This is a genomic window from Bacillus sp. EE-W1, assembly GCF_009760835.1.
Classification (GTDB): Bacteria; Bacillota; Bacilli; order Bacillales; family Bacillaceae_G; genus Bacillus_A; species Bacillus_A wiedmannii.
Genome location: NZ_WIPE01000057.1, coordinates 23,348 through 29,734 on the forward strand (window position 1 = coordinate 23,348; position 6,387 = coordinate 29,734).

Below are 6,387 nucleotides of genomic sequence, written 5' to 3' on the forward strand. Positions count from 1 at the left end.
ATATGTATTCGATTTTAAACCATATAAGAAAGAGAATTTAAATATTTACTACAGCAGTACTTTATTAATTTCAAAATTGGCACCTGTATTTTACTTACAGCATGAATTTTCAGTTGACTGTCCTGGCGATACGTCACTCATGTCAACTTTAGATGGATATGACACACAGCCCTATACGAGTCAGCAATTGGAATTTGACCAACAAGTTATTCAATCTTTAACATCGAAGAATTATACACAACTATCCTATGCAGAAGTAAATGAGGTTGTAATGAACCTCAAATTCCCAGAGGGGGTAACAATTTTTGGACCTCAGGTGACTGTAGAATACGCTATGTTTCATGATGTACTTGATTTATGTCCAGAATAATAGTCACTACTTCATATAGTAAATATACTAGTTTCATACGGTGCAAAATAAACATCGTATGAAACTATAAATACACTACCTATAAAATAAGTTAGGAATACTCAAGTTGAATATTAAATATGATGAATACGAATTATTGGAAATTTTCGAGAGTGAACCAGAAGATTATTTTATTCCTGGTGCAGGTGCATATAGATATAGTAAAATAGACAAACTGGGATTTGAATTAGTAATGATTATGTGTTATTACGAGGAAACTGTTGAATTAAAAATGTGTTATGAAAATAATTGTATATTTGAAACCAATATGGATTCGGCTAAACGAATCTATACCCGCAATGATTCATTGTATGTCCAAGGTGGCGTAGGAAACAAAACAATTGAAGTGAAATTCAAACCACATTTTACGATTCAAATAGAGGAACTCTAAAACATAAAATATTAGAATATATTTTAAGAAATACAAAAGGCGCCCTTGTAAGGGCGCCTTTTGTATTTCTTAAAATGACATAATATACGTTTACCTTAGTTCTTTAGGTAGTTAGGGTTTGACATACTAACTTAAAAGAAAAATGTTGAGCAGTTCATCTTCATTATACATCAATATATCTGAATTAAAGATGCAATTTTGCATCCAAATTTCTGCAGCATCAATTACATGTTACCCTCAAATATAGCAAAAGGTGACCAAGATAATAATTTTCGTTTTGAAGAATTCAAAAGTGTTAGCAGCCATACTAATGAATTTAATAAAATAAGGAAATTTCTATGACTTCTCTCTTTTGCTTTATTCGAACTTTGTTTGAATCTATTTATATGACCATCTTTAACCAAGTATAGCCTTTAAAATCGACACTTTGTTTGTAGTAAATAATACATAATTTTGTTTTACAGTTCTAATTAATATACGATCAGTTGTCGCATATGCAGTTCCGATACGGATTGCAGTTGGTTCTTCAACTCCCGCATAGGTAGCATCTTCGGTAACCTCAAGCACATCACGTAATGGGATTGTAACCTCCGCCAATTGCCATGAAATTATTAACTCTTCTTTTGTTTTTTTTACATCAATACCTAACATTATACCAAGACCTTTCTATAATAGAATGCTACACTTCTTATCTTATTATAAGAATTTTTAGATTATATTTCTACATGTATGAATAGAACTGATATTTTAAGGATGTCAAAAGTACGGGAAGATATACTATCAATCTATTAAGAAATACGTTATGAAGAAAAGTTCACAGGGAATTAATATGGATTTGACATGGCTGAAGTATGATGAATGAGTAACAGTAGGCGCTGTAGGAAGGAAATGAATGATGAGACTTAAATTAGTAGGAACCTTAACTTGTATAGTAGTAATGTTAGGTATCTTTATCATTTACACCAATATATCTATTGGTAAAGAACCATATAAGACAAACCATGAAACTAGTGAAAACTCCATAAATAAAGAAAAAAATAGTAAGCAAAATGGGACTTCAAATAAGATAGCAAGTTCTTTTGCTAGTGTACAGGCTGTAGTAAATAAGGAATATGGTTTACCCGAAGACTATATGCCAGAGGATTTAGTTGTCCCAAATGTACCGTTTTCATTTAGTGGAACGGTAGAAAAGAGTCATCTTCGTAAAGAAGCAGCGGAAGCGTTAGAAAAACTATTCCTTTTAGCTAAGCAGGATGGAATCCAGTTGAATGCTGTTTCAGGATTTCGTTCCTATGAGTATCAAAAAGGCCTGTATGCCAACAATGTTAAAAAGAAAGGGCAAGAGCATACGGATCGCTTCTCGGCAAAGCCTGGACATAGTGAACATCAAACGGGATTAACGATGGATGTTTCTTCTAAAAGTGCAAATAATGAGCTAGAGCTAACTTTTGCGAATACGAAAGAAGGAAAATGGCTGAAAGAAAATGCGCATCGTGCAGGTTTTATTATTCGTTATCCAAAAGGTAAAGAGGGTATTACTGGATATGCTTATGAACCGTGGCATATTCGCTATGTAGGAGATATTGCTGAAAGTATATATAAGAAAAAACTGACTTTAGAAGAATATATGAATCTGTGAAAATAGAATTAAAGAATTAAATTTGCTAGCGATAGCAGTAAGAGTGTAAAAGATAGGGGTATGAAACAAGGTATTTCTTAATGCTCTTAAAGGGTATGCCATGGGATTGTAAACGATACTACTATTTTAGAGATGAAAGATGGCGAATAATATCTTTACAGTAATGTGAGATGTAGGATCTTGCGTCAGGTGCAGAATGATAAGTATTAGGTTAATATATGATGGAAATCAGAAAGCAACGAAAAAGAATATAAAGATTACGTATTCGGTTTTTTACTAAATAACAGGGCATCATTCTAATTAGAATGATGCCCTGTTATTTTTAGCATAATCTATTGAATTACTTTTTCAATTTTAGGAATTACAGCAATTGGTGGTAAAGATTTGGTCCATGCAGCAGCATAAACATTTAACTGTTCACCTATAGTGTAATTTTCACCATCTGAAATAGGAACCCTTAAAATCTTATTTTGATTTACTAACTCCCACCAATCATTTTGGTAAGCGAGAGCTTCATCTTTTGTAGATGTAGAAGCAACCACTAAATAATTGTTTTCTACTGAAATGACATATCCAGTAAAAGGATCTTGTTCTTGTTTATGAATAGAATAAATAGGTGCAGTGCTTACAGACGCCTTATTAGAATCTGCAAATGCCGGTTTTGATCCGAAAGTAAATCCACATCCTAATGTTAAAGCTGTTACGGTTGTTACTAATTTTTGTTTTTTTGTAAACATAATACATATCCCCCTTATATTTTATCCCTACACTAGCAATTTTCTAGTTCTATCATATAAAACCTTTTAATATTAAGATGTTTAACAGTTCTGTCACATATAATCCATAAATGTTAAAATTATCTATTAATGGAAGTGGATTTGTGTTATGATTCACTATGTGAAATATTATTATTACATTCATCCCCTGATGAATGTATACCCTTCCTTAATTGTAAATATGTTTGATTTTATTGGTGAAGAGGGAGGAAATCCCTCTTCTTTTTTTGTTCCTTCTAAAGTTCGAAGGTGCCTTGAGCAATAAAATTTGATTTTTTTAAAACAGTTGAATTACAGCCCTTCCCGAACGAGAAAGCCCCTCGCGTTTAGGCAGGGGATGAAAGGGAGGTTGGATAAGGAGTGCTACTAAAAACCGCAAGGTTTGTGGCACTCTAAGTATCCAAAATGTTGGTATCTTTTATTTTTTTCTCTTTCGCGTTGCAGTTTTATAATCCAACTGATACAATGCAAACATGATGAATGATTATAGAAGAACCAAAACAACCGTGTCATTAATTAACTATCATTTTGTGTTTTGTCCACGATACAGAAGAAAGATTTTTCTTAATACAAAAGTAGAAGAACGTTTCAAAGAGTTGGTTCAAGAAATATGCGGAGAATTGGATATTTCTATTGTTGCAATGGAATGCGACAAAGACCACGTTCACTTGTTCTTAAATACACCACCAACACTTAGTCCTGCTGATACAATGGCAAAAATTAAAGGAGTGACATCAAAACGTTTGAGAGAAGAGTTTCCTCATCTTCAACACTTGCCGAGCCTATGGACGCGTTCTTATTTTGTTTCTACTGCTGGAAATGTATCAAGTGAGACAATAAAACATTATGTTGAAAATCAAAAAACGAGGGGGTGAAACTTGTGCCACAAACCATCACAGTTAAAGTTAAATTGCTTCCAACAAAACAACAAATCATGCTATTGGAACAAAGTAGCCACGAGTATATAAAAGTCATTAATGCCCTTGTATCTGAAATGGTTGAAGCAAAGAAAAGCACAAAGAAAAGTACAAAGGATATTGAGGCCAATATCCCAAGTGCGGTGAAAAATCAAGCAATTAAAGATGCGAAAAGTGTGTTTTCTACAAAGGTGAAAAAGAGTAAATACAAAATCGTTCCGATTCTAAAAAGACCTGTTTGTGTATGGAATAACCAAAACTATTCATTTGACTTCACGCACATTTCAATTCCGTTTATGGTAAACGGAAAGTCAACTCGTTTAAAGGTTCGCGCTTTATTAATAGACAAATATAATCGCAATTTCGAATTGTTGAAGCACAAGTTAGGTACACTCCGTATCACGAAGAAATCTGCTAAATGGATTGCTCAAATATCTGTCACGATTCCTACAAACGAAAAAACGGGAACAAAGATTTTAGGAGTAGACTTAGGTCTTAAAGTTCCTGCGGTAGCCATCACAGATGATGATAAAGTTCGTTTCTTCGGGAACGGTAGGCAAAACAAATTTATGAAACGTAAGTTTCGCAGTGTTCGCAAGAAGTTAGGAGAAGCTAAGAAACTGAATGCCCTTCGTCAACTCGATGATAAAGAACAAAGATGGATGCAAGACCAAGACCACAAAGTAAGTCGTGTAATCGTTGATTTTGCAACGGATAATAATATTTCTGTCATTCGATTAGAGCAACTAACGAACATTAGACAGACGGCACGAACAAGCCGTAAAAACGAAAAAAATCTACACACTTGGTCATTCCATCGTTTAGCACAATTCATCGAGTACAAAGCGACATTAGTTGGCATAAAGGTCGAATATGTGAACCCTTCTTATACAAGTCAAACATGTCCGAAATGTTCTGAAAAGAACAAGGCACAAGACAGAAAATACAAGTGCCAATGTGGATTTGAGAAACATCGTGATATCGTTGGGGCGATGAATATTCGCTACGCAACTGTGGTTGGCGGTAATAGTCAATCAGCCTAAGAACCTATATGGTCTGTCTTAGGAGGGGTGATGGCACACCCTCATCTTGAAGGCTGTTCAAAACAGAAATGGACTGCGAATGCTTAGTCATTCAAGAATCCCATCCGTTACACCGTAAGGTGTAGGACTTGCGGCTTTAGCCGTGGGAGTGTCAAACGCGTTCACTTTATTTAGAAGTGAGAGTGGGGGAGTTCAAAGAAAGATGGGGAAATAAAGCTCTGTCTCTTGATAAAAACTTATAGAAATAAAAATAAGATAGTTACTGTTGGACAGATAGTAAATCACGATTAATATACTAGGTCTTACGAGCACGATAGAAAATATATAACTTCATAAAAAGAACTCCTATGTTACTTAGGAGTTCTTTTCGGATGAAGTTAACAAAATTATAGAATGTTGAACATTAGTTTGTTTTTTCAACAATAGGAGAAATAGCTTTCACAGGAACACCAGCAAGTAAAATAGGGCTAAAATCAAAAGATGCAGCATAAACGTTCACCGTATCACCGATTACAATATCTTGTAATACTTCGGTTGAAGTTTCAACTTCATAAGCTATGTTGTTACTTGAAACTAAGATTGAGTTATCCGATTTTCCTGTAACATTTCCTGTGATTTTTTTGTATTGATTCTCTAAAATATTTTGTTCATTTCCTTTTTGAATAATCGCGTTTCTTGCCTCGAAAGGTAAGTCCTTTAGAAGGATAGGGGCCATTTCAAATGCTTGAGCATAAACATTTACTGTATCACCTATCTGAATGTTTGGTAGTACTTTTGGATTAACATGGGCACGAATGGTTTGATTTTTACTTGAAATTTCTAGGCTATCTTCGGATTTTTTTGTCACTGTACCAGAACGTTTTTTTAGTTGTGCTAAGAGTTTTTGTTCTTTATCTTTACTCATTACATGGTTTTCTTGTTGTTTGTTAGATTCATCATTTACTTTAGAAATAGAATTCACATCAGTGTAAAATACAGTTTGTCCATAGATTTTTTGATGTTTCCATTGATCTTTGTTAGCAACTTTAACTTTGTCACCGTTTTTAAGGTTAGAGTTACTACCATTTGGGAAGTCTATAGTCACTTCTTGACTATTTCCATTAGCATCTTTATATGCAACAGTCACATAATAAGGATCTGCATCATTTATTACCCCAATTACATGGTTTTCTTGTTGTTTGTTAGATTCTTCGTTTATTTTAGAAATAGAAC

The 6,387-nt window shown here is 33.9% G+C and carries 7 protein-coding genes and 1 pseudogene; 5 read left to right on the forward strand and 3 right to left on the reverse strand.

All coding sequences use genetic code 11. The features are described from left to right. Positions 1-370, forward strand: a 370-nt coding sequence (locus GFJ36_RS29070; RefSeq protein WP_194956666.1) for a hypothetical protein, incomplete at its 5' end; no start/stop codon positions are given. A 106-nt stretch (positions 371-476) separates the two neighbouring features. After that, positions 477-800, forward strand: coding sequence for a hypothetical protein (locus GFJ36_RS10645; protein WP_088065096.1), 324 nt, complete (start codon positions 477-479; stop codon positions 798-800). Between the two features lie 396 nt (positions 801-1,196). Here GFJ36_RS10645 and GFJ36_RS10650 read toward each other — a convergent pair whose 3' ends face one another. Continuing rightward, complete coding sequence (locus GFJ36_RS10650; protein WP_098230915.1) at positions 1,197-1,451, reverse strand: SunI/YnzG family protein; 255 nt, start codon at positions 1,449-1,451, stop codon at positions 1,197-1,199. Positions 1,452-1,695: 244 nt separating this feature from the next. Between GFJ36_RS10650 and GFJ36_RS10655 the strand changes: the two genes are divergently transcribed. Then, positions 1,696-2,439 carry a M15 family metallopeptidase gene (locus GFJ36_RS10655; RefSeq protein WP_088065122.1) on the forward strand — a complete coding sequence of 248 codons (744 nt, stop codon included), beginning with the start codon at positions 1,696-1,698 and terminating at the stop codon, positions 2,437-2,439. Positions 2,440-2,771: 332 nt separating this feature from the next. Here the strand turns inward: GFJ36_RS10655 and GFJ36_RS10660 are convergent, their stop codons facing one another. Beyond that, a complete protein-coding gene (locus GFJ36_RS10660) occupies positions 2,772-3,176 on the reverse strand; it encodes a DUF3221 domain-containing protein (protein WP_098230917.1) in 405 nt (134 codons plus the stop codon). 512 nt (positions 3,177-3,688) lie between these two features. Here GFJ36_RS10660 and tnpA point away from each other — a divergent pair. Then, positions 3,689-4,090 carry an IS200/IS605 family transposase gene (gene tnpA, locus GFJ36_RS10665; RefSeq protein WP_033666944.1) on the forward strand — a complete coding sequence of 134 codons (402 nt, stop codon included), beginning with the start codon at positions 3,689-3,691 and terminating at the stop codon, positions 4,088-4,090. A gap of 5 nt (positions 4,091-4,095) precedes the next feature. Further along, complete coding sequence (locus GFJ36_RS10670; protein WP_001136645.1) at positions 4,096-5,175, forward strand: RNA-guided endonuclease InsQ/TnpB family protein; 1,080 nt, start codon at positions 4,096-4,098, stop codon at positions 5,173-5,175. 403 nt (positions 5,176-5,578) lie between these two features. Here the strand turns inward: GFJ36_RS10670 and GFJ36_RS29500 are convergent. Beyond that, positions 5,579-6,387, reverse strand: a pseudogene (locus GFJ36_RS29500) (S-layer homology domain-containing protein); the annotation flags it as partial.

Excerpts from the sequence above, each read along its gene's own strand:
- GFJ36_RS10650 (WP_098230915.1), bottom strand. The coding sequence starts at position 1,451 with ATGTTAGGTATTGATGTAAAAAAAACAAAAGAAGAGTTAATAATTTCA.
- GFJ36_RS10655 (WP_088065122.1), top strand. The coding sequence starts at position 1,696 with ATGAGACTTAAATTAGTAGGAACCTTAACTTGTATAGTAGTAATGTTA.
- GFJ36_RS10660 (WP_098230917.1), bottom strand. The coding sequence starts at position 3,176 with ATGTTTACAAAAAAACAAAAATTAGTAACAACCGTAACAGCTTTAACA.
- tnpA (WP_033666944.1), top strand. The coding sequence starts at position 3,689 with ATGATGAATGATTATAGAAGAACCAAAACAACCGTGTCATTAATTAAC.